The 25,200-nt window shown below is 49.2% G+C and carries 28 protein-coding genes; 10 read left to right on the top strand and 18 right to left on the bottom strand.

The features are described from left to right. Positions 1-118 precede the first annotated feature (118 nt). The 5 genes from artP to artJ (M979_RS02840) all read left to right on the top strand — a co-directional run bounded on the left by artP (position 119) and on the right by artJ (M979_RS02840) (position 3,884). Positions 119-847 carry an arginine ABC transporter ATP-binding protein ArtP gene (gene artP, locus M979_RS02860; RefSeq protein WP_034457207.1) on the top strand — a complete coding sequence of 243 codons (729 nt, stop codon included), beginning with the start codon at positions 119-121 and terminating at the stop codon, positions 845-847. Positions 848-866: 19 nt separating this feature from the next. After that, entirely contained in the window at positions 867-1,598 is a 732-nt protein-coding gene (gene artJ, locus M979_RS02855; RefSeq protein WP_064553625.1) for an arginine ABC transporter substrate-binding protein, read from the top strand. Positions 1,599-1,603: 5 nt separating this feature from the next. Then, positions 1,604-2,320 (top strand): arginine ABC transporter permease ArtQ, encoded by a 717-nt coding sequence (gene artQ / locus M979_RS02850; RefSeq protein WP_064553623.1) that lies wholly within the window; start codon positions 1,604-1,606, stop codon positions 2,318-2,320. Beyond that, positions 2,320-2,988 (top strand): arginine ABC transporter permease ArtM, encoded by a 669-nt coding sequence (gene artM, locus M979_RS02845; protein WP_034456433.1) that lies wholly within the window; start codon positions 2,320-2,322, stop codon positions 2,986-2,988. The genes artQ and artM overlap by 1 nt, the downstream gene beginning before the upstream one ends. A 164-nt stretch (positions 2,989-3,152) precedes the next feature. Next, entirely contained in the window at positions 3,153-3,884 is a 732-nt protein-coding gene (gene artJ, locus M979_RS02840) for an arginine ABC transporter substrate-binding protein ArtJ (RefSeq protein WP_064553621.1), read from the top strand. Between the two features lie 66 nt (positions 3,885-3,950). Here the strand turns inward: artJ (M979_RS02840) and M979_RS23225 are convergent, their stop codons facing one another. The 14 genes from M979_RS23225 to M979_RS02775 form a co-directional block, all read right to left on the bottom strand. Continuing rightward, complete coding sequence (locus M979_RS23225) at positions 3,951-4,376, bottom strand: Sbal_3080 family lipoprotein (protein ID WP_157093199.1); 426 nt, start codon at positions 4,374-4,376, stop codon at positions 3,951-3,953. 67 nt (positions 4,377-4,443) lie between these two features. Next, a complete protein-coding gene (rlmC, locus tag M979_RS02835; RefSeq protein ID WP_064553619.1) occupies positions 4,444-5,577 on the bottom strand; it encodes a 23S rRNA (uracil(747)-C(5))-methyltransferase RlmC in 1,134 nt (377 codons plus the stop codon). A gap of 45 nt (positions 5,578-5,622) precedes the next feature. Then, positions 5,623-6,057 carry a YbjO family protein gene (locus M979_RS02830; protein ID WP_245164634.1) on the bottom strand — a complete coding sequence of 145 codons (435 nt, stop codon included), beginning with the start codon at positions 6,055-6,057 and terminating at the stop codon, positions 5,623-5,625. A gap of 143 nt (positions 6,058-6,200) precedes the next feature. Further along, the gene (gene potI / locus M979_RS02825; RefSeq protein WP_034456439.1) at positions 6,201-7,049 is read right to left on the bottom strand and encodes a putrescine ABC transporter permease PotI; all 849 of its coding nucleotides are present in this window, start codon (positions 7,047-7,049) and stop codon (positions 6,201-6,203) included. Then, a complete protein-coding gene (gene potH / locus M979_RS02820; protein WP_064553617.1) occupies positions 7,046-7,999 on the bottom strand; it encodes a putrescine ABC transporter permease PotH in 954 nt (317 codons plus the stop codon). The genes potI and potH overlap by 4 nt, the downstream gene beginning before the upstream one ends. 9 nt (positions 8,000-8,008) lie before the next feature. Then, the gene (gene potG, locus M979_RS02815; protein ID WP_064553615.1) at positions 8,009-9,142 is read right to left on the bottom strand and encodes a putrescine ABC transporter ATP-binding subunit PotG; all 1,134 of its coding nucleotides are present in this window, start codon (positions 9,140-9,142) and stop codon (positions 8,009-8,011) included. A 272-nt stretch (positions 9,143-9,414) separates the two neighbouring features. After that, entirely contained in the window at positions 9,415-10,527 is a 1,113-nt protein-coding gene (gene potF / locus M979_RS02810) for a spermidine/putrescine ABC transporter substrate-binding protein PotF (protein WP_034456445.1), read from the bottom strand. A gap of 505 nt (positions 10,528-11,032) precedes the next feature. Next, positions 11,033-11,515, bottom strand: coding sequence for a YbjN domain-containing protein (locus M979_RS02805; protein ID WP_034456447.1), 483 nt, complete (start codon positions 11,513-11,515; stop codon positions 11,033-11,035). A 104-nt stretch (positions 11,516-11,619) separates the two neighbouring features. Further along, positions 11,620-12,522, bottom strand: coding sequence for a 30S ribosomal protein S6--L-glutamate ligase (gene rimK / locus M979_RS02800; protein ID WP_034456449.1), 903 nt, complete (start codon positions 12,520-12,522; stop codon positions 11,620-11,622). 64 nt (positions 12,523-12,586) lie between these two features. Then, positions 12,587-13,504 (bottom strand): LysR family transcriptional regulator, encoded by a 918-nt coding sequence (locus tag M979_RS02795; RefSeq protein ID WP_034456451.1) that lies wholly within the window; start codon positions 13,502-13,504, stop codon positions 12,587-12,589. 66 nt (positions 13,505-13,570) lie between these two features. Next, the gene (locus M979_RS02790) at positions 13,571-14,827 is read right to left on the bottom strand and encodes a nucleoside permease (protein ID WP_064553770.1); all 1,257 of its coding nucleotides are present in this window, start codon (positions 14,825-14,827) and stop codon (positions 13,571-13,573) included. Positions 14,828-14,870: 43 nt separating this feature from the next. Next, the gene (xapA, locus tag M979_RS02785) at positions 14,871-15,704 is read right to left on the bottom strand and encodes a xanthosine phosphorylase (protein ID WP_064553613.1); all 834 of its coding nucleotides are present in this window, start codon (positions 15,702-15,704) and stop codon (positions 14,871-14,873) included. Between the two features lie 152 nt (positions 15,705-15,856). Further along, positions 15,857-16,579: an oxygen-insensitive NADPH nitroreductase gene (gene nfsA, locus M979_RS02780; RefSeq protein WP_064553611.1), complete on the bottom strand. Its 723-nt coding sequence runs from the start codon at positions 16,577-16,579 to the stop codon at positions 15,857-15,859. Continuing rightward, positions 16,563-16,862, bottom strand: a complete 300-nt coding sequence (locus tag M979_RS02775; protein WP_034456457.1) for a YbjC family protein — start codon at positions 16,860-16,862, stop codon at positions 16,563-16,565. Before M979_RS02775 ends, nfsA begins: the two co-directional genes overlap by 17 nt. Positions 16,863-17,043: 181 nt before the next feature. Here M979_RS02775 and M979_RS02770 point away from each other — a divergent pair, with 181 nt between their 5' ends. Continuing rightward, positions 17,044-17,316, top strand: a complete 273-nt coding sequence (locus M979_RS02770) for a GrxA family glutaredoxin (protein ID WP_034456459.1) — start codon at positions 17,044-17,046, stop codon at positions 17,314-17,316. Between the two features lie 49 nt (positions 17,317-17,365). Here M979_RS02770 and M979_RS02765 read toward each other — a convergent pair whose 3' ends face one another. After that, entirely contained in the window at positions 17,366-17,731 is a 366-nt protein-coding gene (locus tag M979_RS02765; protein ID WP_034456461.1) for an inner membrane protein YbjM, read from the bottom strand. A 303-nt stretch (positions 17,732-18,034) separates the two neighbouring features. Between M979_RS02765 and M979_RS02760 the strand changes: the two genes are divergently transcribed. Both M979_RS02760 and M979_RS02755 read left to right on the top strand, forming a co-directional pair. Beyond that, positions 18,035-19,717, top strand: a complete 1,683-nt coding sequence (locus M979_RS02760) for an aspartate:alanine antiporter (protein ID WP_034456462.1) — start codon at positions 18,035-18,037, stop codon at positions 19,715-19,717. 291 nt (positions 19,718-20,008) lie between these two features. Then, positions 20,009-20,806: an SDR family NAD(P)-dependent oxidoreductase gene (locus tag M979_RS02755; protein WP_064553609.1), complete on the top strand. Its 798-nt coding sequence runs from the start codon at positions 20,009-20,011 to the stop codon at positions 20,804-20,806. A gap of 18 nt (positions 20,807-20,824) precedes the next feature. On the opposite strand, the gene M979_RS02750 is transcribed toward M979_RS02755, so the two are convergent. After that, a complete protein-coding gene (locus M979_RS02750) occupies positions 20,825-21,370 on the bottom strand; it encodes a TetR/AcrR family transcriptional regulator (RefSeq protein ID WP_064553607.1) in 546 nt (181 codons plus the stop codon). Between the two features lie 105 nt (positions 21,371-21,475). Here M979_RS02750 and M979_RS02745 point away from each other — a divergent pair, with 105 nt between their 5' ends. Then, positions 21,476-22,699 carry an MFS transporter gene (locus tag M979_RS02745; protein ID WP_064553605.1) on the top strand — a complete coding sequence of 408 codons (1,224 nt, stop codon included), beginning with the start codon at positions 21,476-21,478 and terminating at the stop codon, positions 22,697-22,699. Further along, on the top strand, positions 22,696-23,511 hold the full coding sequence (locus tag M979_RS02740) for a Cof-type HAD-IIB family hydrolase (protein ID WP_064553603.1): 816 nt from the start codon (positions 22,696-22,698) through the stop codon (positions 23,509-23,511). The genes M979_RS02745 and M979_RS02740 overlap by 4 nt, the downstream gene beginning before the upstream one ends. A 40-nt stretch (positions 23,512-23,551) precedes the next feature. On the opposite strand, the gene M979_RS02735 is transcribed toward M979_RS02740, so the two are convergent. Together M979_RS02735 and mntR are read right to left on the bottom strand one after the other, a co-directional pair. Continuing rightward, the gene (locus tag M979_RS02735) at positions 23,552-24,670 is read right to left on the bottom strand and encodes an SLC13 family permease (protein ID WP_064553601.1); all 1,119 of its coding nucleotides are present in this window, start codon (positions 24,668-24,670) and stop codon (positions 23,552-23,554) included. Then, complete coding sequence (gene mntR, locus M979_RS02730) at positions 24,670-25,140, bottom strand: manganese-binding transcriptional regulator MntR (protein WP_064553599.1); 471 nt, start codon at positions 25,138-25,140, stop codon at positions 24,670-24,672. Before mntR ends, M979_RS02735 begins: the two co-directional genes overlap by 1 nt. Positions 25,141-25,200 lie beyond the last annotated feature (60 nt).

Below are 25,200 nucleotides of genomic sequence, written 5' to 3'. Positions count from 1 at the left end.
TATTGTGCTAACTTTAATGCATGGGAGTAGTTATTTTTAGGTTTTAACGCACAAAGATTGCATAACTATTCTGTTAAAGGTACCCTTTGCGGCTTCAATTGCTATTCAACTTATGCGCATGAGTATTCAACTAAACGGCATTAATTGTTTTTATGGCGCTCATCAGGCGCTGTTCGATATCACCCTTAGTTGCCCACAGGGCGAAACGCTGGTGCTGCTTGGTCCAAGTGGCGCAGGTAAAAGCTCGCTTCTGCGCGTACTCAATCTGCTTGAGATGCCGCGCTCCGGGCAACTCACCATTGCAGACAACCATTTTGACTTTGCAAAAGCGCCTGGCGATAAAGCCATTCGTGAATTACGTCGCAACGTTGGCATGGTGTTCCAGCAATACAATCTTTGGCCTCATCTCACCGTGCTGCAAAACCTGATGGAAGCGCCGTGTCGTGTCCTGGGTATCAGTAAAGATGAAGCACGTATTCGTGCCGACAAACTGCTTGAGCGTTTACGCCTGAAACCTTATCAGGACCGTTTCCCGCTCCACCTTTCTGGCGGTCAGCAGCAGCGTGTCGCGATTGCACGAGCATTGATGATGGAACCACAGATTCTGCTGTTTGATGAACCCACTGCAGCACTGGACCCGGAAATCACCGCGCAAATCGTCAGCATTATTCGTGAGTTGGCTGAAACCAACATCACTCAGGTCATTGTTACCCACGAAGTGGAAGTTGCGCGTAAAACCGCAAGCCGTGTGGTGTATATGGAAAATGGCCACATCGTTGAACAAGGTGATGCGAGTTGCTTCGCAAAACCACAGACCGAAGCGTTTAAATTCTATCTGTCACACTGATGTATCCGGGAAAATAACCATGAAAAAAGTTCTGCTTGCCACATTATTAGCCAGCCTGAGCCTTTCCGCGACGGCTGCACAAACTATTCGTTTTGCTATGGAGGCGTCTTATCCTCCGTTTGAATCAATGGATGCCAGCAACAAAATCGTTGGTTTTGATGTCGATTTGGCCAACGCCCTGTGTAAAGAGATCGACGCGACCTGTACTTTCAGCAACCAGGCATTTGATAGCCTGATCCCAAGCCTGAAGTTCCGTCGTATCGACGCGGTGATCTCTGGTATGGATATCACCCCAGAGCGTGAAAAACAGGTCCTGTTCAGCAGCCCGTATTATGAAAACTCTGCGCTGTTTGTCGGCCAGAAAGGCAAAGTTGCTGATATTGCTGCGTTGAAAGGTAAGAAAGTGGGGATGCAGAATGGCTCCACGCATCAGAAATTCATCATGGATAAACATCCGGAAATCACCACCGTTCCTTACGACAGCTACATGAATGCCAAGCTGGATATGGAAAACGGTCGTATTGACGCGGTATTTGGTGACACTGCTGTGGTAACCGAATGGCTGAAAGCCGATCCGAAACTGGCCGCAATTGGCGATAAAGTGACGGATAAAGACTACTTCGGTACCGGTCTGGGCATCGCTGTTCGTCAGGGCAACACTGACCTGCAAGCGAAGTTCAACACTGCGCTGGAAAAAGTGAAGCAAGATGGTACCTACAAAACCATCTACGAAAAATGGTTCCAGAAGTAATCTGAATGAACGAATTGTTTACTTTAGCGAGCGCCGCCGGGATGACCGTCGGCCTTGCCGTTTGTGCGCTAATCATCGGCCTGGCTCTGGCGATGATTTTTGCCGTATGGGAGTCTGCGAAATGGCGTCCAGTAGCCTGGCTGGGTTCAGCGTTGGTTACGGTGTTACGCGGTCTGCCTGAAATTCTGGTGGTGCTGTTTATTTACTTCGGCGCCTCGCAATTACTGCTGATTCTCTCAGATGGTTTTGCACTCAACCTCGGTTTTGTACAAATCCCCATTCAATTACAAATTGAGAATTTCGATGTCAGCCCGTTCCTGTGCGGTGTGATTGCCCTTTCCCTGCTCTACTCGGCTTATGCATCACAAACTTTGCGTGGCGCACTTAAAGCCGTGCCAGTTGGGCAATGGGAATCTGGCCAGGCATTAGGCATGTCGAAAGCAGCCATTTTCTTCCGCCTGGTGATGCCGCAAATGTGGCGCCATGCGCTGCCGGGTTTAGGTAATCAGTGGCTGGTATTGCTCAAAGATACCGCATTGGTGTCACTGATTAGCGTTAACGATTTGATGCTACAGACTAAGAGTATCGCCACTCGTACTCAGGAGCCGTTTACCTGGTATGTGGTTGCTGCCGCGATCTACCTCGTGATCACCCTCATAAGCCAGTATGTTCTCAAACGTATTGACCAGAGAGCGACTCGTTTTGAACGGAGACCCGGCTGATGCTTGAGTATTTACCAGAGCTTTTTAAAGGCCTGCATACCAGCCTGACACTCACCGCGGCATCTATTGTGGTCGCGTTGATTTTATCGCTGCTTTTCACCATCGTTCTGACGCTGAAAACACCGGTACTGGTTTACGTGGTGCGCGCCTATATCACTCTGTTTACCGGCACGCCTTTGCTGGTGCAAATCTTCCTGATTTATTATGGCCCAGGTCAGTTCCCGTCCATTCAGAACTACCCCGTTCTGTGGCATCTACTTTCTGAGCCATGGCTATGTGCATTGATTGCGCTGTCGTTGAACAGTGCGGCATACACTACGCAGCTATTTTACGGAGCAATCCGCGCCATTCCTGAAGGCCAGTGGCAGTCATGTGATGCATTAGGGATGAGCAAGAAAGATACGCTAGCCATTTTGCTTCCTTATGCATTTAAACGCGCACTTTCTTCTTATTCGAATGAAGTGGTTTTGGTGTTTAAAAGTACTTCTCTTGCGTACACCATTACGCTGATGGAAGTGATGGGCCACGGGCAACTTCTGTACGGTCGCACATACGATGTGATGGTGTTCGGTGCTGCAGGCCTGGTTTATCTGGTGGTGAACGGGCTATTAACGTTGTTGATGCGTGTGATAGAACGCCGTGCACTGGCATTTGAACGCCGTAATTAAGTTGTAATAAGTCAGTCAAATCAGGCGGGGATCTCCCCGCCTTTTTTACGCCCCGAAAAATATAATTATACATTTTTATTGCATACAAATTCACTTAATGGCATGCTTTTTTGACGCCGGGAAACGGTGAATACAATAAAACATGACAGACGGGAGCAATACACATGAAGAAGTTTATTTTGGCCGCCATGTTCGCAACAGCCGCATTTAACGTGGTTGCTGCCGACAAAATCAACTTTGGTTCTTCGGCCACTTATCCGCCATTTGAATCACTTGATGCCAACAATCAGATTGTCGGTTTCGATATCGATTTGGCTAAAGCTTTATGCAAACAAATGCAGGCAGAGTGCACATTCACTAACCATGCATTTGACAGCCTTATTCCGTCGCTGAAATTCCGTAAATACGACGCAGTCATTTCTGGTATGGACATCACGCCTGAGCGTAGTAAACAAGTTTCTTTCACCACGCCGTATTACGCTAACTCAGCAGTCGTTATTGCCAAAAAAGGCGCATTCAAATCCTTTGAAGAGCTGAAAGGCAAACGTATTGGTATGGAAAATGGGACCACGCATCAAAAATATCTCCAGGACAAACATCCGGAAATAAAAACCGTCTCTTACGATAGCTACCAGAATGCGATTATCGATCTGAAAAATGGCCGTATTGATGGGGTATTTGGTGATACAGCAGTAGTGAACGAGTGGCTAAAAACAAACCCGCAATTAGGCACAGTTGGCGAGCATGTTACTGATGCAGAATACTTTGGCACAGGTTTGGGTATTGCAGTTCGTCCTGACAACCAGGCTCTGTTGACCAAACTCAATACCGCACTGGCGGCGATTAAAGCTGACGGGACTTATAAAAAGATTAGCGAGCAGTGGTTCCCGCAGTAATAATTTTAAGCCCGCAATTTATTTGCGGGCCTTCTGATGTGGTAAGTAACTACTAACAAACTAGCATTACTGCTCACCCACCAAACGATCAATCACAGGATTGATCTTATACTCTGTCCCTCTCCACTTCATAAGAGATAATCCCCCACCAGCCCTTAAATGGAAATTTGCGGATGCAATCATCACGCCTTCACGATTAATAGTAAAATCAGCCGAAGATAAATAAGGCACAATATCCCAGGTTCGATACGCCACATAATTCATGATATAGCGGCAATTATCAGGGCGGGTTGTAGAGAATACTTCAGAATTTATATGATGATATTGTAACCTTTGTTGCACGACTGCCAACAAGTCGGTTACTTTTACAGCATCATTTTTTTGAATACATATACGATCAATCAATTCTGTTTTAGGTAACGGGCTTACTTTTACTGACGTACAGCCGACCAGGCCGAGTGCTACCAACGGCAAAACTATTATTTTTTTCACGGTTTTTATCTATAGGTAATTCGAGAAAAAATTATCTCACAGTACCTTTTAATAAAAATTGACAAAACTACGCCTTATTACGGATTAGCAATGCCAAAACTTCGTAATGTGCCGTATGCGGGAACATATCGAATAACTGCACGCGTTCGACCCGATATTCCGCCAATGAAGAAATATCCCGCGCCATAGTCTGCGCATTACAACTTGAATAGATAATGTATTTCGGGGCCATGTTATTAAGGAAATAACAGAGCGCCTGGCCAATACCGCGTCTTGGCGGGTTCACTAACACTAGGTCAGGGATATCCTGTTGCTCAGTCGCAAATTTTGTGGAATCAAGCGCCTGGAAGTGAATATCCGTTAACCCTATTTTTGCTGCGGACTGACGTGCGCAGGCAATGGCTTCAGGGGCAATCTCAATCCCGGTCAATTTCATATCGGGTGTCGCACAATGCAGGCCAAACCCGCCTACTCCACAGAACAAATCCCACATATGTTTGACGGGCAATTCGCGAACCCACTCACGCGCAGTCGCATACAGCGAGGCGGCAACCGTTGGGTTTGTTTGGAAGAAACTTTGCGGGCGGATATACAACGGCACGCCGTTAAACTGTTCTTCCAGTGCCTGTTGTTCGGTCAGCGGGATTTCTTGCTCTCCTTCCATAATCGCCATATGTACTGGCTGAATATTGGCAGAAATCACTTTTAACTGTGGCAATTGTTGCACTAACCACGGCAATGCCGCACGAAGTTGTTCCAGTTTGGCTTCAGAACGCAAAACAAAGCGCAGCATCATGCCACCATCTTTCTGGCTTTCAGTCAGCAACAGGTATTTCAACTCACCACGCTTACGGGAGACGCTATAAGGCGTCAAACCCGCACGAGCGATAAAAGGCTTCAGTACGGCAAAAACCTTCTGGAATGAGGCAGGATAAAGCGGGCACTCCGTTAGATCCTCAGGAGTACCGTCACGATGCAACATTCCCAATAACGGTTTTTCTACGCTGCCGCTGACCACCATTTTGGCTTTATTGCGGAATGCCTGTTCAGGACCACTCATCGGCTCACGCCAGTCATGCACCGCAATGCCCTCCAGCAGGTACTGAAGTTCGTTCATTTTGGCGGTGAGCTGTTCGGAAATCGGCTGTTCGATCCACTGACAAGAGCGGCAGCGATTAGCCTGATAGAGCGCGCAATGCATAATTAAGTCCTGAAAACCGGGGGCACAGATTGTAGCACTACGCGGTTATTGAAGTTTAAAAAAAAGCCGACTCCGCGAGGGGATAAACAGCAGAAATAGCACTAACAAATCGGGAAGTTTTTGCGTCATCAACGAACGGAAAATTTCACGTTTTGATTCACCAGGGATACTGAATAGCTCAGGGTAGCCCCAACCAAGCGACGCCGCCCACAGATAGGCAACTGCAATGACCTGCGTGGCAAGAAATACCCAGCGTCCCCAATTGCGCCCTTTCATAATGACAAACGCACAACGTAACTCAATACACAGCATCACCAGACTACCGAGAAAAATTAGCGTCAGGTTCCACGTTTGCACACTACGATGAACAAAATCAATAACGCCCCGAACCCCGAGCATGTTGAAAAGCAACATAAGATCGAGCATCCGGGTTGAAAGAATAGCAATTGCCGCCACCAGCACTAAAGTGGGAGCGTTCAATTTGGCTTGTGTTTGACTTCGTTTACTGAAAATTTCCGCAAACCTCGTGTTCCATACGACACAGTGCCGCGTCTGACGCGGCACTGTGGGAATTATCGCTGCAGATTTTAAGTTGCAAGGGTGCTGGCTGCAACCCGTATTATCTAAGCGGTGTGCCTTGCCCGTTGGATATCGCGCAGACGCTGCTTTTCTGCCCTGGCCATAAACCACCAGGCGATTAAACCGATAACCCCGACAACGCCCAAAATTATAGACGCCAAAGCGTTAATTTCAGGATTCACCCCCATTCTTACGCTTGAGAAGACCAGCATCGGCAATGTTGTCGCACCAGGCCCTGAGACAAAACTGGCAATCACCAAATCGTCGAGCGATAACGTAAAGGCTAACAGCCAGCCGGAGATAATCGCCGGAGCAATCATTGGCACGGTTATCACAAAGAAAACCTTCAGCGGCGTTGCCCCTAAATCCATCGCGGCTTCTTCAATGGAGTGATCCAGTTCTCTTAAACGCGAGCTGATCACCACCGAAACATACGCGGTACAAAACGTGACGTGCGCAAGCCAGATAGTCAACATGCCGCGATCGCTTGGCCAGCCAATGGCGTGCCCTAGCGCCACAAACAGCAATAGCAGCGAAAGCCCGGTGATCACATCCGGCATAACTAGCGGCGCGGTGAGCATAAAGGCAAAGCCCGTCGAGCCACGGAATTTACCAAAACGCACCATCACCACTGCCGCAATTGTTCCAAGAATCACTGCCGCCGTGGCCGCTGCCGCCGCTATGGTCAAACTCAACCCGACGGCGCTCATCATTGCTGAGTCCTGGAACAACTCAACATACCAACGCGTTGACCATCCTGCCCATACCGTCACCAGTTTTGAGCTGTTAAACGAGTAGATCACCAGCATTAGCATAGGTGCATAGAGGAAAGTGAAACCAATCACCAAAATCAAAATGCGCCACGGTGAACGCACTACCGGTAAATTATTCATGCATGGTCCCCCGCCGTTCTATTCTGGTATTTGTGGAACCACATAATCGGCACAATCAGCAGAATCAGCATGGTTATCGCTACTGCGGACGCAACCGGCCAATCGCGGTTATTGAAGAATTCCTGCCACAATACGCGACCAATCATGATGCTATCTGGCCCTCCAAGCAGTTCAGGAATAACAAACTCACCTACCGCCGGGATAAAGACCAGCATCGAACCCGCAATAATGCCGCCTTTAGTCAGTGGCACGATGACGCTGAAGAACGTTTTCAGAGGGCGCGCACCTAAATCCAATGAGGCTTCCACCAAAGAATAATCGAGTCGTGTCAACGCGGTATAAATCGGCAACACCATAAATGGCAGGTAGGCATAAACGATACCGATATAAACTGCCAGATTGGTATGCAGAATCACCAGCGGTTGATCGATAACGCCTAACCACATCAGTACATTGTTCAGGACTCCGTTATTTTTCAGAATCCCCATCCACGCGTAAACGCGGATCAAGAACGACGTCCATGAAGGTAAAATAACCAGTAACAACAGAATATTACGGGTTGATGGCTTACTGTGGGCCACCGCCCATGCTAATGGATACCCCATTAACAAACAGCAAATAGTGGAAATACCCGCCACTTGCAACGATTGCAAATAGGCTTCGGCATAAAGCGGATCGTCGGTTAACTGGAGATAGTTTGCCAGGTTAAGCACAAACGTTATCTGATCATCAGCCCAGGTTATCAGGTCAGTATAAGGCGGAATGGATCGTGCCATTTCTGCAAAACTTATCTTGAAAACAATCAAGAACGGCAGCATAAACAGCAATATAAGCCACACATAGGGCAAAGCGATCACCAGCTTGCGGCCATGGCGCATTTGCATTTTTGCCAGCCACAATTTAAAACCGCTTGCCGGTGGCTCGGCCGGGCGTTCAGTTATCGTGCTCATTTCGCCCCCTTAAACCGTGAGAACCACACAACTTTCGGCATCCCAACACAGACGAATTTCATCGCCCCATGTCGGCATCCCTTTCCGATTACGGTGCTCGTTTTGTAATTGCGCGCTGATCATCTGGCCGCTTTTCAGGCGCACATGATAAATCGACAGATCGCCAAGATAAGCAATGTGCACCACTTCTCCGACCGCGAAGTTGTAACCATCGGCCGGCGGCTCGTCGCAAAGCATCACTTTTTCCGGACGCAAAGCAACATACACCGGAACACCGTCGACAACGGAAATATCAGGATCAACTTTTAGGGGGTGCACAAGACCAGGGCTATCAATCACCAGACCATCGTCCTGACGATCTTTTAGCAAACCTTCAAAGACGTTTACCGAGCCGATAAATTCAGCGCTGTAGCGCGTCGCCGGGTATTCATAAACTTCTTCTGGTTCGCCGATTTGTTCAAACTTGCCGCGATTCATAATCGCGATGCGCCCCGCCATGGTCATCGCCTCTTCCTGGTCGTGCGTTACCATGACGCAGGTCGCACCCACTCGCTCCAGGATGTCCACCACTTCGAGTTGCATACGGTCGCGCAGTTTTTTATCCAGCGCGCCCATCGGTTCATCAAGCAGCAATAATTTTGGTCGTTTCGCCAGGCTACGCGCCAAAGCGACGCGCTGGCGCTGCCCGCCCGAAAGCTGGTGCGGTTTACGTTTGGCGTACTCCTGCATATGCACTAGCGTTAGCATTTCTTGCACACGCTGGGCTATTTCATTTTTCGGCAATTTATCTTGCTTGAGTCCAAACGCAATGTTTTGTTCCACCGTCATATGCGGGAAAAGAGCATAGGACTGGAACATCATGTTGATTGGGCGCTGATATGGCGGCACATGCGACAAATCCACGCCATCGAGCACGATTTGGCCTGCGCTCGGCTGTTCAAAACCCGCCAGCATGCGCAGCAAAGTGGATTTACCACAGCCGGATGGCCCTAGCAGCGCAAAAATTTCGCCTTTATAAATCGTCAGATTAACATCATCAACGGCGTGCTGGCCGTCAAAGGACTTGGTGAGGTTGCGAACTTCAAGCAGCGGCGTGAGCGCTTTGCGAGTTTTCGCTTGCGGACGAGGGGTTGCGTCGTTCAATTATGTTGCTCTCCGGCAAAAACAAAATAGAGGTACGGCCCGGTTGCCGTACTAATGACGGACAGAAGATTTAAGGTTTCTGTCCGTGTTGGAGCGCATGCACTATTTCGGTGCGCCACTGTGTTGCAAATCTAATTAGATAACACTTATACCCAAAATAATTCGAGTTGCAGGAAGGCGACCAGGCCGTAAGTCCCCAGGAACATAGATAACTATGTGACTGGGGCGCACGGGTGCAGTCAACGCATCTGCAGCTTGAAGTATGACGGGTATTATTTCCCAGTTTTAACTTTAGTCCAGGCGCGGGTAATCACACGGTCAACTTTTGGCGATTGCACACCCTGGGTGAACAATTTGGCACGCACATCCGCTGGCGGATAAATTCCCGGGTTATCACGAATTTCAGCATTCAACAGCGGAAGCGACTCTTTATTCGCATTCGCGTAATAAACGTGATTACTGATATTCGCAACCACGTCTGGTCGCATCAGATAGTTCAGGAACTGATACGCTTCGTCTTTATTTTTCGCATCAGCCGTCATCGCGAACATATCGAAGTAAACCATCGCGCCTTCTTTAGGAATGGTATAAGCAATATTCACGCCATTTTTTGCTTCTTTGGCACGGTTAGCCGCCTGGAGAATATCGCCGGACCAGCCAATCGCTACGCAGATGTCGCCGTTAGCCAGATCGTTGATGTATTGGGATGAGTGGAAATAGCGGATCGACGGGCGCAGTTTTAGCAGAAGATCGTTGGCCGTCTCGGTGTAATCTTTCGGATCGGTGCTGTTAGGATCTTTGCCCAGATAATGCAGCACGCTGGCATAAACCTCGCTTGGCGCATCAAGGAAGGACACACCGCAGCTTTTCAACTTCTCAAGGTTTTCTGGTTTAAGAATCAGATCCCAGCTATTTACCGGCGCATCTTTGCCCAGTGCCGCTTTGACTTTATCGACGTTGTAGCCAATCCCCGTCGTCACCATCATGTAGGGAATGCCGTATTTATTGTCGTGGTCGTTATGCGCCACCAACTTGAGCATTTCCGGATCGAGGTTTTTATAATTCGGCAGTTTGCTCTTATCAAGAGGCTGGAAAATACCGGCCTGAGCCTGGCGCTCAAGGAATTGGGAAGATGGGACGACAAGATCATAGCCCGTGCTGCCCGCCATCAACTTTCCTTCCAACACTTCGTTGGAGTCGAAAACGTCATAAACCACTTTAATGCCGGTTTCTTTAGTGAAGTTTTCCAGCGTGTCTGGAGCGATATAATCTGACCAGTTATAAACGTGCAGCGTCTTTTGTTCGGCGGCAAACGTCGTGGCAGAAACCGCCATCAACAAACCCGCCACCATACCCGACAACAGTTTTTTACGTTGGGCGAACATATTTCATTCCTTCTGAATAAAGGGTAAATCTCGCTTTCGCGAGCATAATTTACTCAATCAAACTTTTACGCATTTCATTCCCGCATTTGTTGCATGCAAGAATCATGCATCTCTATTCAAACTGCAGTAAAAAGGAAGGAATTTCCCCTGCAGGCGTTGCACGCTTTTATATCCAAAATAATTCGAGTTGCGGCCAGGCGACAAGGGAGCAAATCCCCAGGAGCTTACTTGAGTAAGTGACTGGGGTTTGTGAGTGCAGTCAACACCCTTGCGGCTCGAAGTATGAAGAATTAAGCGTCTTGCAAGAATAACTGTAGCCAGACTTAGCCACTATAGCCCAGGCAAAAAAGTGGGCTTTATCAATTTTTTAACAATTAAATAGCTATGCTGTGTCCCGGAACGGGCAATATCGGCGTGAATCATGCTGGATGGGGAGGATTAAGGCAGAATAAAAAATTGCGAAGCGCAGCGGTTTTGGTCGCCGCTGCGGTTAAGAATGAAACGATTAATGCAGAAAGTGGGTTTGAATAATGGTGCCTTCTTGCTCTTCTTCTCCTTCAGAGATGTAGAGCAACTGGTTTGCGCAGGCTTCCAGAATAACCATGGAGATCTGTTCTTCGCTTTGTTTAACAAAAGCGGCGAACTGTTCGCGGGTAATGCCTACCGATGCCTGGAGTGACTGGCAAACCACAAGCTTAGGTAAATTATCATCCTGAATATCCAAAAACGCTTTCACCGTCAGTGAACTGGCGTTAATCGACGAAAGATCGGATGCCAATGGCAGTAAAGCAGATGGCTTTACTTCGGCCAACGCTGAAAACAAGACGATATCGTCGACCAGATCGATTTTCGCATCATAGACACCATCGAAATTCTGCATATGCGGCAGATGGAGCGCCTGGCAAGTATCGCACTCGAAGATGGTCACACCGATTTCGTCCAGCCAGCGGCGTAAGATGTCCAGAGTAGGGACAACGAGTGAATCCATAAATGCCGTAGCCTCTTTAAGGGGGTAAATGAGTCGCGCCATAGCTTACGCAAAAATGACGCTTCATACTATTATTATGCGCCCATAAGCAATGATGCTAGCGGTTAGCCACCCGTTTTCAGGCAATAGCCTGGCTGCGCTTGCTGCTCAATCCATTGGATCATTAATGTCGCGATATCGACTCCACTTGTCTTTTCAATGCCTTCAAGACCGGGTGACGCATTAACTTCCATCACCAATGGCCCACGTTCAGCACGTAAAATATCCACCCCAGCCACGTCCAGACCCAGCGTCGCCGCTGCATGTAAGGCAATTTCCCGCTCACGTTCCGTAATTGAGACCTGATTCGCCACGCCACCACGGTGCAAGTTGGAGCGGAAATCTCCCGGTTTCGCCTGGCGTTCAATTGCGGCAACGACTTTATTCCCCACCACCAGGCAACGTATGTCCCTGCCCTGCGCCTCTTTTATATATTCTTGCACCAGAATATGAGCATTCAGGCCACGAAATGCGTCTATTACACTTTCCGCCGCCTGGCGCGTTTCAGCTAACACCACGCCAATTCCCTGAGTGCCTTCCACCAGTTTCACCACTAGTGGTGCCCCTCCAACCATGTCAATTAAATCGCTGGTGTCATCTGGAGAGTGAGCAAAGCCTGTAACTGGCAGGTCAATGCCCTGACGCGCCATTAATTGCAACGATCGCAACTTGTCCCGCGCGCGCGTAATGGCAACAGATTCGTTGAGCGGGTAACTACCAAGCATCTCAAACTGGCGCAACACCGCCGTGCCGTAGAACGTTATCGCAGAGCCGATACGTGGAATAACCGCATCGTAATGAGGAAGCTGACGGCCTTTATAGTGCACTGATGGTGCAGAAGGATTGATGTTCATGTAACAAGAAAGGGGATCAATAATTTCGACTGCATGACCACGGCGAGACGCCGCTTCACGTAGGCGTTTACAAGAATAAAGCGTTCCATCCCGGGATAAAATGGCGATTTTCACCCTGCACCTCAGCGTTTCCAGTCCAATAATGACAGCGCAACTATCATATCACTGCCATCTGGTTTCAACGAACGGGCAATGTGTCTGGCGACTGCTTTAACACGTCGATTAAGTGACGCGTCGTAGATGCCAGATGATGCGGATCGTACACCACATAAAGATCTGCCGGGATCGCTTTTGTCAGCGGACGGAAGGTGACACCCGGCCAACTCATCTGCGCATAACTATCGGCCATGATAGTCAGCCCCATACCGATACTCACCAGCGCCAGTACGGTTTGCGGCTCAACCGCTTCTCTGACTATTCGCGGCGAAAATCCCGCTTCACGGCAAACGCCTTGCAAAAAGGTCCAGTCGGAATGCACGGCTGTCATGGTGACAAAGGCTTCGTGGCGTAACTGCTCAATATCAATAGCAGATTGTTTCGTCAGCGGATGTTTTTCTGGCAAAGCAACGAGGAACGTAGCCTCATGTAGTTTTTCACTTCGTAGACCCGGGGGAGGATTGGTTTCCATGCGCCAGATACCTGCGTCAATTTCGTGACGCTCAATTAAGGAGATCTGATCGCCCGGCGACTTCTCGCGAAACAGGATATCAATGGCAGGAAAATCAGCGATAAACTGTTGTAATCCAAGACGTAATCCACCCCAAATCGCTGTACCAACAATGCCCAGATGAATGCGCCCACCTTCACCACGGCCAATTTGTTCTACCCGGGCCAATGCAAGGTTTGCGCTGTCGAGCAATCGTCGGGTCTCCTCAAGCAAGATTTCCCCTGCGTGAGTCAGGGCCACGCTGCGAGAATGGCGTATAAACAAAACGGTGCCGAGCTGTGATTCCAGCTCTTTGATATGAAAACTCAGTGGTGGCTGAGACATATTGAGCCGTGCAGCAGCTTTGCCAAAATGCAGCTCTTCCGCCACGGCCTGGAAATAACGCAGAAGTTTTAAATCGGTGCGGTAAGTTCGCTGTGAAATAGTCATGGGGCTCCCTTTGCTGGCAGCCCCATACGTTATCACTCCTGCTGCTCGCTGTAATCCAGCCGACTGTTAATGTGCGACCGGTGCCGAAGCCTTGAGTGTTGGGTTGTGGCGATACTGGAAACTAAAGTGGAAGATAACCGCCAGCACTAACGCATATCCGGCAAACACCAACCAAATTGTGGTCCAGTCTTTAACGCCATCAACGCTGAAGTAGTCCACGACATATCCGCTGAGAATTGCGCCGAGGTAGGCACCAATTCCGTTGACCATCGTCATAAACAGCCCCTGAGCGCTGGCACGAATACGAGAATCCACTTCTTGTTCTACAAACACAGAACCAGAGATATTGAAGAAATCGAATGCACAGCCGTACACCACCATGGAAAGCAGCAGTAATACAAAACCAAACGCTGACGGGTCACCCCAGGCAAACAGTGCAAAACGCAGCACCCAGGCCACCATACTCATCAACATCACCTGCTTAATACCAAAGCGGCGCAGGAAGAACGGAATGGTGAGGATAAATGCCACTTCAGACATCTGAGAAACAGATAACAAAATCGATGGATACTGCACGACAAAGCTATTTGCAAACTCAGGTTGGCGGGAAAAATCATGCAAAAATGGGTTACCAAAGGTATTGGTTATCTGTAATACCGCACCTAACAACATGGCGAATAAGAAGAAAACAGCCATGCGCGGATTCTTGAACAACACAAAAGCATCAAGCCCCAGGCGGCTTACCCAAGTACGAGAGATCCCACCTTTCACCACGGGAATGGTTGGCAAAGTTAGTGAGTAGAGGGCCAGCGCTAATGACGCTCCAGCTGCGATATAAAGCTGAGTATTGCTAAGTTCAAATCGCATCAGGCTCACTGTCCACATTGCCGCAATAAAACCAATAGTGCCGAAGACGCGGATCGGTGGGAAATGGCTGACAGTATCCAGCCCTGCTTTTTCGAGGCTGGCATAAGAAATAGTATTCGACAGTGCGATTGTTGGCATAAACGCCATCGCGTTGCCCAACATAACCCAGAACATTAATCCTGGCTGATTAATGCTGGCCGCCCAGGCCAGCATTAGCGCACACACCAGGTGGCACAGAGCATAGACACGATTCGCAGGCAGCCATTTATCGGCAATAATGCCGACAATCCCCGGCATTAATAGCGCAGCAATACCCTTGGTGCTATACACCATACCAACATCAGCCCCTCGGAATCCGAGGGTATTAATCATGTATGAACCCAGCGTGACCAGCCAGGCTCCCCAAATGAAGTACTGCAAAAACAACATGATTTTCAAGCGAGGTTTAATCGCCATAGTGTTAATAGCCATGTGTTTTACCCGGTGTGTTGGAAGTGCCTTAGGCAAGCTTGCCCAGGAAACCGCAAATCAGATTGATAAAGTTCTGGCGCGATAGTGCCGCTGCAGCCAGTGTTTGCGCGTGGGAGAGCTGCACACTTCCAAGGCCTTCAGCAAGGTTAGTAATTGCCGAAACAGCAACAACTTTCAGGCCGCAATGGCGCGCACTGATCACCTCAGGCACCACTGACATACCCACCACATCACCACCGATAATTTGCATCATGCGAATTTCTGCTGCTGTTTCAAAGTTCGGACCAGGGTAAGAAACAAACACGCCCTCAGTCAGCGGGAAGCCCTGCTCTTTTGCCACGCTTTGCAAAACACCACGGTAATCCGCGTCATAAGCATTCGCCAGCGAGAAAAAGCGCTCACCAAAACGGTCATCGTTCGGGCCAACCATCGGCGTGCCAGGCATGGTGTTGATATGGTCGTTCAGCGCCACCAGTTGACCAGGGCCGACTTCAGGGCGTAATGAACCAGCGGCATTAGTTGAGAAAAGAATTTCGCAACCAAGTAGTTTGAATGTACGAATAGCGTTAGTCATCACTGACATACCGCGCCCTTCGTAGAAGTGACCGCGACCCTTCATGCAAGCAACGGGTATGCCCGCAAGCGTTCCAACCACCAGCTCACCCGCATGGCCGTGTACCGTGCTTACCGGGAAACCAGGCAGTTCATCATAGGGAAACACAACCGGTTGTTCGATTTTCTCAGCCAGTTCACCGAGCCCAGACCCCAGAATAAAAGCCACGCGTGGCACAAGCCCGTTAATACGTGAACGAATAATGTCTGCGGCGTAAAACGGGGAATTATCAAGTGTTGTCATCGGCATCGGGAGTTCCTTATCAGAAGGTCGAAATAACAGAGTTAAAATCCTGGAACTGTTATACCGACTGATAAGTACCTTCAACCAATACCGTTTAGGCGGGTGATTGATAGTGAAAATGTATTGATTGGCGGTGACGAGCATCACCGCAAGCCGTTCTATCTCACTGCCCAACCTTGCTTATGCAAATAATCGAGAATGAAAGGACGGTTTTCTTTAATGATGGTGCGACGAATATGGTCGCTCCATGTGTCGCGGCGCGTGTTGCTGTCACGCGAGAGATAATACTGCGCCATCTCCTCATCGTACTGAGCCAGAACATTTTCATTTACTGGTTGATAGCTGTTCTCATGCATCAGCATCGCGGCGGGCATACGCGGTTTGATACCGTGATCTTCATCAGGCCAGCCCAGACACAAACCAAACAACGGCAGAACGTGTTTTGGCAAAGCCAGTAATTCTGTTACCGCTTCAATACCGTTACGAATACCACCAATGTAAACACCGCCTAACCCCAATGACTCGGCCGCGGTAAACGCATTTTGCGCAAGCATTGCCGTATCCACAACGCCAAGCAACAACTGCTCTGCCAGGCCGAGTTGTGCTTCAGGGCAAATCTGCAAATGGCGGTTAAAGTCAGCGCAAAATACCCAAAACTCGGCCGCTTGCGCCACATGCTGCTGACCACCCGTCAACGGAACCAGCTGCTCACGCAAAGCCTTATCGGTAATACGAATAATCGACGTGCATTGTAAAAAGCTAGAACTCGAGGCCGCCTGGGCGCTGGCAACAATTGCTGCACGCTGCTCGTCTGTAATCGGCTCGTCGGTGAAACGACGAATGGAACGGTGTGAACGCAGCAGATCAATGGTCGGCGTCATCGCGTTTATCCTTTGGCTTGTCTGAATGAGATTTATCGAGTGGGGCCTGGCCTTTGGTCAGCAGCGGCGCAACGTTTTGAGCCATCGCCCAAACCATAAATGCAGCCGCCGGGAGCATCAGCGCAATGCCTAAAAATACCATGATGATAGCTGCAGTGGCATTCCCAAAGGGTGCGGGTAAAGTCACGTAGCCGTTCAGGGAAAGATATGAGAGCAGTAAAAAAGCGATACCGATAACTTCGAGGATTAACACAGGTTTCGGTAACGCACCGAGTGAACGCATCCACTTGTCTCCAGAAGTAATTATCGGCTTAGTATATCCTGGTTATCGGCGGTTCTGTCCGCGTAATATAGGCCAGGAATATCAGACTAACAGGCAAGACCTTCTTTCCATTCTCAACAGTTAGCGGCATTATAGTTGCCATTCGCCGGCTCGTTCGGCCACAAAAAATAAAGGAGATTCCATGTTTGCAGTAATCTTTGGTCGCCCAGGCTGCCCATATTGTGTTCGTGCTAAAGAGTTGGCTGAGAAATTGACCGCTGAGCGTGATGACTTCAACTTCCGTTATGTTGATATTCATGCTGAAGGTATCAGCAAAGCCGATCTGGAAAAAACGGTTGGTAAACCAGTTGAAACCGTACCGCAGATTTTCCTCGACCAGAAACACATTGGCGGTTGCACTGATTTTGAAGCGTACGCTAAAGAACATCTGAGCTTATTCCAGAACGCGGAATAAACCTCAAACTAAAAAAACCGGCTCCGTTATTTAAACCGAGCCGGTTTTTTTATCGCCGCTGACGGCGGAGCACACTACGTACAAATAAGTAGCACAATGCTCCAAGAGCACACCAAAACACAGCACTAAACATCCACGCCATTTCTTGCCAGAACGTTCGCGTTGGCGACAACCAAAAATGAATGATTAACAGACAAAATGGTGAAGCCAGCACGGCGCCCATCAGCGGTTTGATCACTCGGCCATGGCGTGAAAACACGCTAGCGATGACACCCGGCAGGATAAAAAATAACAACCCCCACTCCGAATGCCTGTCACCCGGGTAGCTGCTGGCAGCACTTAGTTTCTGCGAGAGAAATACGCCAACAAACAACACGAAGCAGCAAATGACTCCAAACCAACGTTGTCCACGCATGAACACACATCCTCCTGACGATCGCTTGTATCAAACTTAAATTTTCAGTTCCGCACGCAGAACCTTGCCCCAGTCAGATAGAGTCTCAGCAATCCCTGCTAAAAAAATAGATAGTGTAATTAGCACAATATTCTTACTAGCCGTAAAACTTCATAAAGATTAAACTAACGGCTATTATCAGGTCTGCGCACTGGATATTTTAATGCAATAAAAATACATTAAATTGCGTCGTAATTAGTAGAAACCCTAACGCAAAAAACCATTTCTTTCAACAAGTTACTAGTAAACAAGAAGTTATCCTTCGTGAATATAAACGTCGCAGATTTGTTAAGCGGGAATTACATCCTGTTATTATTTGTTGTTCTGACCTTAGGTTTATGCCTGGGTAAATTACGCCTCGGACCAGTCCAACTGGGTAATTCCATTGGTGTTTTAGTAGTCTCTTTATTGCTCGGCCAACAACATTTTTCCATTAACACAGATGCCCTAAATCTGGGTTTTATGTTGTTCATTTTTTGTGTCGGCGTGGAAGCTGGGCCAAACTTTTTTTCAATTTTCTTCCGCGATGGCAAGAATTATTTGATGCTGGCGCTGGTGATGGTGGGAAGCGCTATGTTGCTTGCCTTAGGATTGGGGAAACTCTTTGGCTGGGATATTGGCCTCACGGCGGGGATGCTCGCAGGCTCAATGACCTCAACACCAGTGTTGGTCGGTGCAGGTGATACCTTGCGACATTCGGGAGCCGCCGGCGCCCAATTAGCCACCTCGCTCGATAACCTGAGCCTTGGCTACGCACTAACCTATCTTATTGGTCTGGTCAGCCTGATTGTTGGCGCACGTTATTTGCCAAAACTTCAGCACCAGGATTTGCAAACCAGCGCGCAACAAATCGCCCGCGAACGTGGCTTGGACACCGATGCCGCACGTAAAGTCTACCTTCCTGTCATTCGCGCCTATCGCGTAGGTTCTGAGTTGGTCGCCTGGGCTGATGGTAAAAACCTGCGTGAGCTGGGCATTTATCGCCAGACCGGTTGCTACATCGAACGTATCCGCCGCAACGGCATTCTGGCAAACCCGGATGGTGACGCTGTGCTGCAAAAGGGTGATGAAATCGCCCTGGTGGGCTACCCGGATGCACATTCACGTCTTGATCCCAGCTTCCGTAACGGCAAAGAAGTGTTCGACCGCGATCTGCTGGACATGCGCATCGTGACCGAAGAAATCGTGGTGAAAAACCACAACGCCGTGGGCCGCCGCCTGGGGCAATTAAAGCTGACCGACCACGGCTGCTTCCTGAACCGTGTTATCCGCAGCCAGATCGAAATGCCTATTGATGACAACATCGTACTCAACAAAGGCGACGTTTTGCAGGTGAGCGGTGATGCCCGCCGCGTGAAAACGGTGGCAGAGCGTATCGGCTTTATTTCGATTCACAGCCAGATTACCGACCTGCTCGCCTTCTGCGCCTTCTTCATCATTGGCCTGATGATCGGCATGATCACCTTCCAGTTCAGCTCGTTCAGTTTTGGCGTCGGCAACGCCGCTGGCCTGCTGTTCGCCGGTATCATGCTGGGCTTCCTGCGAGCCAACCATCCTACTTTCGGCTATATCCCGCAAGGGGCACTGAATATGGTGAAAGAATTCGGCCTGATGGTATTTATGGCTGGCGTCGGACTAAGCGCCGGTAGCGGCATTGGCAACGGCTTAGGTGCCGTTGGCGGGCAAATGTTGATTGCTGGACTTATCGTAAGCCTGGTGCCCGTCGTTATCTGCTTCCTGTTTGGTGCATATGTTTTACGTATGAACCGCGCATTGCTATTTGGGGCAATGATGGGTGCACGTACCTGCGCACCAGCGATGGAAATCATCAGCGACACTGCACGCAGCAACATTCCGGCCCTTGGATACGCCGGGACTTACGCTATCGCTAACGTGTTGTTAACACTGGCGGGGACGCTTATCGTAATAATATGGCCCGGTTTGTGATCGGTGCCGCAGACAAAGAAAAAACATTTTTTTATGACAGTGCGAACTTTTTGCCCGGGGCAAAGTCTTAATTAGTGCCACTGCTTTTCTTTGATGTCCCCAATTTGTGGAGCCCATCAACCCCGCCTCTTTGGTTCAAGGTTGATGGGTTTTTTATTGCCTGAAATTTGAGTTCTCTGTTAAATCAGAAAGTTAAATACCCCTCCTAAAACCAACACGCCATCACCTGAACCAATATCTGTACATCGTCCATAATTTTGAGTAGTGCGGTTTGGTGAAGAGGAATACCCAATGTTACTTAAAGACAAAGTAGCTGTAATCTTCGGTGGTAGCGGTGCCATCGGCGGCGCTGTGGCGCATGTGATGGCGCGCGAAGGTGCGCATATATTTCTTGGTGCGCGTAACCAGGAAAAACTGGACCGGGTTGCTGATGATATCCGCGTAGCGGGAGGAAGCGTCGAAACATTCAATATCGACGTACTCGATGAACAGTCCACAATTGAGCGAACTGCGCAGTTGGCCCAGCAGACCGGTGGCTTTGATGTGGTGATAAACACTACCGGTTTTGTGCATGACCAGGGAAAGAGTGTTATTGAATTATCCCTGGCAGAGTTCAGGCAGGGATTTGACCCGTTCCTCACCGCGCAATTCAATATTTCAAAAGCTGTCGCTCCATATATGGGCGGTGAACGCGCGGGAACCATCCTGACGGTTGTCGCTCCTGCAGGCGTAATGGCGATTCCGGGTCACTCCGGCCATATTGTCGGCTGCGCGGGTATTGAAGCATTTGTTAAAGCTCTCGCCTGCGAACTTGCTCCCAAAAACATTCGCGTTATCTGCGTGCGTTCACATGCGCTTGTCGGCGCTGTTCAGGCCGGTTCCTACACTAATGAAGTGTTCGCTTCTAAGGCGCAAGCAATGGGGTTAACCGTGGAGCAGTGGGTGGGGGGTGCGGCGCAAAGCACCATGTTGAAACGCCTGCCAACGCTTTCACAAGTAGCCGAACTTATGGCATTTCTGGCGTCAGATCATGCAGGTGCAATGACGGCAACGGTGGTCAACATGACTGCGGGTACAACAACGATATAACGGGTTTAAATTCAAACCTTAGCCTACAATTTTCGCCAGCATTCTTCTGAGGTCTTCACGACTTAACGGATTCCTGTCGGTCACATAATGTAGCGTCATACCTTCGATAAAAGCATCCAACGCGCGCGCGGTAATCGGGTCAAAGAAGGCTTCCAATACTTGTTGGCTACGGCACATCCAGTCCTGCATGATGATTTTTAGCGCTGGGTTGCGGTTGGCGTAAGCGTAAAGCTGATACATCACTTGCATATTGTACGATGTGGCGATTTTCTCCCCGCAAATCATCTCGACTATCGCCTCACAGGCTTCGTCACGATCACGCGCTTTTTCCATACGGGCGCGGTAATCGTCTGACATCTGATATGCAAACTGCGTGAACGCTTCGCTCAGTAGCGATTCTATACCATCGAAATAATAGGTCATTGACCCTAACGAAACGTCCGCCGCATCGGCAATTTTACGGTGGGTAATATGGCTAATCCCGTGTTCTACCAGCATATCCAGCGTGGCTTGCAAAATACGCTCTCGCCGGTCTGGATCGTTGCGCCTTGGGGCTTTGCTCATCTGTTTCGCTCACTTATAACTGACTAAAAGAGTTTACCAGGCAATATGTACAAATGTACACAAACTTGCTAGTGTAATTTGTATTCACCGCCAACCGGTATATCCATGTCAGCCGTCATTCCTAACCGCAAAGCCACTCAACTTCGCACCTGGGCGCTGTTCGCCTTCTTCTTTCTGCCGGGCCTGGTTATGGCCTCCTGGGCTACTCGTACTCCAGCCATTCGTGACACGTTAAGTGTTTCGACAGCGGGTATGGGGATTGTGCTGTTTGGGCTGTCGGTGGGCTCGATGAGCGGAATTTTATGCTCCGGCTGGCTGGTCAAGCGTTTTGGTACGCGCAATATCATCCGCAGTGGGATGACATTAATGGTAACCGGCATGTTGGTAATGGGCGTTGCACTATTCCTTTCTTCACCCGTTTTATTCGCGCTGGGCCTGGCCATTTTGGGTGCCGGGCTTGGGTCTTCGGAAGTGGCGATGAACGTCGAAGGTGCCATTGTTGAAGGGTTGCTGAAAAAGACCGTGCTACCGATGATGCATGGTTTCTATAGCCTCGGCACCCTTGTAGGTGCGGGTATCGGTATGAGTTTAACCGCCTTCAATTTCAGCGCTTATGGGCACTTATTAGTGATTGGCCTCCTCGTCATTACACCAATTGTTATTGCTATTACTGCCATTCCGCATGGAGTAGGTAAGAGCGACAAAGGGGCAGATGCAGAAAACCCACACGAGCCTCACCCACCCTTTTATAAAGATCTCCAGTTGATATTAATCGGCACTATTGTGCTGGCGATGGCGTTTGCCGAAGGCTCCGCGAATGACTGGCTGCCGCTTTTGATGGTTGATGGCCATGGTTTTAACCCAACATCTGGCTCGATGATATATGTCGGCTTTACTCTGGGCATGACAGTTGGGCGCTTTACAGGCGGCTGGTTTATTGACCGTTATAGTCGCGTCACGGTAGTGCGTGCCTGCGCGTTGATGGGCATTTTGGGTATTGGTCTAATCATCTTTGTTGATAACGCCTTTGTGGCGGGTATTTCTGTCATTTTGTGGGGATTGGGCACCTCGCTCGGTTTCCCATTAACCATTTCGGCCGCAGGCGATACTGGCCCAGATCCGGCGACTCGCGTAAGTGTGGTTGCTGCATCGGGTTATATTGCATTCCTGGTAGGGCCACCTCTGCTTGGCTTCCTCGGTGAACATTACGGCCTGCGCCTTGCCATGTTAGTGGTATTAAGTTTGATGGTTGTCGCAGCGCTAATCGCGAAAGCCGTCGCAAAACCTACAGACCTTGTTACTGACTCGCTTGAAGGGAGAGTTCGATGAGTGTGAAATTAATTGCCGTCGACATGGATGGTACGTTCCTTAACGATAACAAAGAGTACAACCGTGCACGCTTTGCAGAACTTTATGCACAGATGAAAGAGCAAGGGATTCGTTTTGTGGTCGCCAGTGGTAACCAATATTTCCAACTCATTTCATTTTTCCCGGAGATTGCCCACGAGATCTCGTTCGTTGCCGATAATGGCGGTTGGGTAGTGAGTGAAGAAAAAGACACCTTCAATGGCGAGCTAACAAAGCAGCAATTCAACACGGTTATTGATCACCTGCTGACACTGCCACATGTGGATATCATCGCCTGTGGCAAGCGTAACGGCTATACCCTGAAAAGCTATGACGACGCCTTTATCACTATGGCGCGTAGCTACTATCACCGCCTGGAGCTGGTAGAAAATTTCTCGAATCTGGACGATATTTTCTTCAAGTTCGCGTTGAATCTGCCAGACAGCCTGTTAGATGACACTATGACTTCCCTGTCAGAAATTCTCGACGGTGTTATGGTCCCGGTCACCAGCGGTCACGGCTCAATTGACCTGATTCTTCCTGGCATTCATAAAGCCAACGGTTTGCGGATATTGCAGGAAAAATGGGGTATTGATGACAGTGAAGTTGTGACCTTTGGTGATGGTGGTAACGATATAGAAATGCTGCGCCAGGCCAAATATGGTTTTGCAATGGCAAATGCCCCTGAAAAAATCAAACAAATCGCGTCTTATCAGGCCGGGCATTGCAACCAGCAAGGTGTGCTGGATGTGATTGAAAAAGTTTTGAAGAAAGAAGCACCGTTTAACGCGTGATACAAAGCGAGGGGCGGTAAAGCCCCTCTCCTTTTTCATTCTACAGTTGTTTTAGCAGCACCAGCAGACCGTAACCTACCACAGCCGCCCACAACAGCATCGGCAATGAATAGTAGTGAAAGCGTATCCAGATACGTCGATCGTTAGCCATGCGCAGAGCTATCAGATTTGCCAGCGACCCCGGCAGCAGACCAAAACCGCCAATGTTTACCGCAAAAGCGAGCAACGCCGAGGCTGGAATATAATTGAGCAGTAAAATAGTCGATGGAACATTGCTAATGAATTGCGATAAACCAATGCCCAGTGCAAACAACCCGCCGTTTGAAAGCTGATTAATCCCCGCCAGTGCATGCTGTAACACCGGTAGCTGCGTTATCAGGTAAACGTCGATAAACATCACCATAAACACCAGCAGCAAACTCCAGTCGATACTCAGCAGCACCCGGTGCGCCAATAACAAAAACCCCACCGCCACCAGGGCCAGCCCCCAGACCTCCTGCTTTAACTCCAATGAAACAATAAATACAACGTAAAGTGCCACGCAGCTCAGCACTAATCGCGGCTGCCACTCATGGCGTTTATCGTGAGTCTGATAGATAAGCTTTTTATTGGGGAAGCAGAACCAGCACAACACAAGCAAACTGGCCGTTAGCGCCAGCGCCAGCGGAGCCATTTGCCAGGTGAATTCGCCAAACGATAAACCCGACCGCCCCCACAGCAAAATATTCTGCGGGTTTCCAATTGGTGTGAGCAGCGACCCGGCATTCACCGCCAGGGCTTCAAATATGATGAGCCGACTAATCGGTATCGCACATAGTTTCTTCAGCGTAATGGTCAACGGAACAATAATAAACAGCGCGACATCGTTGGTCAGAAACGTAGAAAGCAGAGCCGCTGCGCTGACCAAAAACATCGCCAGGGTTCGTTCGTTATCAAAACGCTTCACCATGCGACGGCCCAGCACATCGAAATAACCGCTCAGTTCCACGCCTTTGGTTAACATCATTAAACCTGCGAGCGTAATGATGGTGTGCCAATCGATAGCATGGACCCAACGCTTCGGCTGAAATGGCGCAACAAAACTCAACGCCAGACCGACAAGCAGCAATAGATGAAGAAAACGATCGCGAGCAAACGGGCGAACCAGATTGAGCAACATTACTGCGTGAATCCTCGCTTCTCACTAAACAGGCGAAATGCTTCCAGCGTCTCTTCACTAACGTGGTGCTCAACACCTTCGGCGTCAATCCTTGCAGTTTCTGCACTAATACCCAGTGCGAGGAAAAAGTTTTCGACGATCTGATGACGTTCACGACTCATTTGCGCCAGTTTCTCCCCTTCCGGAGTCAGAAACACACCGCGCCACGGAATTTGTTCAATAAGCCCAACCGAGGCCAGCCTTTTTAACATTTTTGCAACTGTTGGTTGGGAGACACCAAGACGCGCGGCCATATCAACCTGGCGGACTTCGCCGACCTCGCGAATCAAATCAGAAATCAGCTCAACATAATCATCAATTAACTCACGGCGATGCGCTTCCCGCACCTGCCTGAAGCCTTCTACATGCTCTTCAACATTTACCAACGGCATCACTTTCTGTTTGTTTTTTTGGCCCGGAGTACGGCTCATGATGCTTCCTCTAACAGTGGCACGGCATCGTCCAATGACGACATTTGGCCCCATTGTAAA

Origin of the sequence: Buttiauxella noackiae ATCC 51607, from assembly GCF_001654865.1 — a bacterium.
Taxonomy (GTDB): domain Bacteria; phylum Pseudomonadota; class Gammaproteobacteria; order Enterobacterales; family Enterobacteriaceae; genus Buttiauxella; species Buttiauxella noackiae.
This window is presented reverse-complemented; position numbering and strand designations above follow the sequence as displayed.